Here is a 2,475-nt window from a genome sequence, read left to right on the forward strand (position 1 = left end):
CACCGGCGATGACCTCGTCGGAGAAATCAGGCGCAAGAGCCCCATCAACCAACATCAGTTCGATCAGCGCGGAAATGTTCTTCGAATACAGCTCCGAGGCATGCTCGGGCATCGTCGCCGGCAAGTTCAGCGGGGAGCAGATGGTGACGCCGTGCTTGACGACGGTCTGACCCGGTTCGGTCAGCTCGCAGTTGCCGCCGGTCTCACCGGCGAGGTCGACGATGACGCTGCCGGGCTTCATGCCCGAGGCTGCGGCGGCGGTGACCAGACGCGGCGCCGGACGGCCCGGAACCAGCGCGGTGGTGATGACGACGTCGAAACCCTTGATGGCGTCTTCGAGTGCCTGCTGCTGCTTGGCGCGCTCGTCGTCGGTGAGCTCGCGGGCGTATCCGCCCTCACCGGCTGCGTCGATACCGAGATCGAGCCACTGGGCGCCCACTGAGCGCACCTGGTCGGCTACCTCAGGTCGGACGTCGTAGCCGGTGGCGCGGCCACCGAGACGCTTGGCCGTGGCCAAAGCCTGCAGACCGGCGACACCGACACCGAGAACCAACACGGTCGCGGGCTTGACGGTGCCTGCGGCGGTGGTCAACATCGGAAAGAAGCGGGTGGACTCCGACGCAGCCAACAGGACGGCTTTGTAGCCGGAGACGTTGGCCTGCGAGGACAAGGCGTCCATCACCTGGGCGCGGGAGATACGGGGAATTGCTTCGACTGCGTAGCCCTCGATGCCGGCCGCCTTGAGCTCGGCGATGCGGTTGTCGGCGTTGCGGGGATTGAGGAACCCGATCAACTTGGCGCCGGAACTGATCCGGGCGATCTCCTCCGATGAGGGAGGGGCGACCTTGACGACGACGTCGGCGGTCCACGGATCGCCGATTTTGGCGCCGGCGGCGCTGTAGAGCTCGTCGGGGATCAGGGCGCCGAGGCCGGCGCCGGATTCGACGACGACGTCGACGCCTTTGCCGATCAGGGTGGACACGATTTTGGGCACGAGGGCTACCCGTCGTTCGCCGTCACTCGATTCACGAGGGACACCGACCGATGGACGCACTTGTGCGCTCTTCGATGTTTCCATTTGTTCCATTACCTTCTGCGGTTGGTGGTTCGCCTACTGCGACGAGCGGCAACCAACGTGTGATGAGCGGAAGATGACCCGCTTTTGGGTGAATGGTGACTGATACTAGCCAGACTTCTCCGATAAAAGTGAACCCGAAAAGGAACTTTCATCATCTGAATCGAGTCCGAACAGTATCTTTAGGGTATTCCCTCGCCGTGTTTGTGAGGTCGGTCACACTCCATTGAGTGTCCGTTCCAGTATGTGAAACAAAAACCGAGCAGGGGGTATCGACAATGACGAGTCAAATCATCACCGTCGAGCGGGTTCACGAACCGACAGCCGAACCGCAGGCGGTTCGGCTGCTGGTTGATCGGTTGTGGCCACGCGGAGTGCGACGCGAAGAGTTGGCACTCGATGATTGGTCGAAAGACCTGGCGCCGTCCACCGAGCTACGGAAGTGGTACGGCCACCAGGTCGATCGTTTCGAGGTGTTTCGCAGCCGCTATGTTGCGCAGCTCGACGCATTCCCCGTGCGCGAGTATGTCGAACGTATTTCACCGAGCACGGACGCCCGCGCGGTCACGCTTCTGACTGCCAGTAAGGATCTGCCCCACAGCCATGCCCTGATTCTTGCCGACTACCTTCGCTCGAACTTGTGACGGCAATTCACGCCCCTCAACTGTTCACATAGTGGGACCTGAGCTTGTGCTTGACCAGTTTTCCTGTGGCGGTCCGAGGCAATTCTTCGGCAAAGTCGATAGACCTAGGCGCTTTGAAGTGCGCAACCTGACCTCTTACGTAGTCCAGCAATTCCTGGGCGACGTCGGCCGACGGTTCGATTCCGTCGGCTAACTGGACAACCGCCTTGACTTGTTCACCCATCTCTTCGTCAGGAATCCCGATCACCGCGACATCGAATACTTTCGGATGCAAAGTCAGTACATTCTCGGACTCTTGAGGATAAATATTTACGCCGCCTGAAATTATGGTGAATGCAGCGCGATCCGTCAGATAGAGGAATCGCTCGTCATCGACGTATCCGATATCGCCACTCGTGGTCCACGTCGGATGATCGGGATGCTGCGCTGACGCCGTTTTCTCGGGGTCGTTGTGATAGCGGAACGGGAGTGTTTCGCGCTCCCAGAAAACTGTGCCGATCTCGCCGACGGGGAGATCCTTGCCGGCGTCGTCGCAAATGTGCACAATTCCCATGACACCGTCACGACCGACGGAACCGGGATGCGCCAACGACTGCGCACTGTTGATGAAGGTTGCGCCCGAGCCTTCGGTAGACGCGTAGTACTCGTTGATCACCGGCCCCCACCAATTGATCATTGCCGTCTTGACTTCCGGCGGACACGGCGCCGCCGCATGGATCGCGACCTTCAGGCTCGACACGTCGTATCGGGCACGCA

At 60.6% G+C, this 2,475-nt stretch carries 3 protein-coding genes; 1 reads left to right on the forward strand and 2 read right to left on the reverse strand.

Annotated elements, in window-relative coordinates:
• A partial coding sequence (locus QM600_RS29280; protein ID WP_283265270.1) for an NAD(P) transhydrogenase subunit alpha occupies window positions 1–1,078 on the reverse strand: 1,078 nt, incomplete at its 3' end.
• Between the two features lie 275 nt (window positions 1,079–1,353).
• Here QM600_RS29280 and QM600_RS29285 point away from each other — a divergent pair.
• Window positions 1,354–1,719 (forward strand): DUF488 domain-containing protein, encoded by a 366-nt coding sequence (locus QM600_RS29285; protein ID WP_283265271.1) that lies wholly within the window; start codon window positions 1,354–1,356, stop codon window positions 1,717–1,719.
• Window positions 1,720–1,735: 16 nt separating this feature from the next.
• On the opposite strand, the gene QM600_RS29290 is transcribed toward QM600_RS29285, so the two are convergent.
• On the reverse strand, window positions 1,736–2,475 hold a 740-nt coding region (locus tag QM600_RS29290; RefSeq protein ID WP_283265272.1), incomplete at its 5' end, for an AMP-binding enzyme.

It is taken from the genome of Rhodococcus sp. IEGM 1379, from assembly GCF_030056815.1.
Lineage (GTDB): Bacteria > Actinomycetota > Actinomycetes > Mycobacteriales > Mycobacteriaceae > Rhodococcus_F.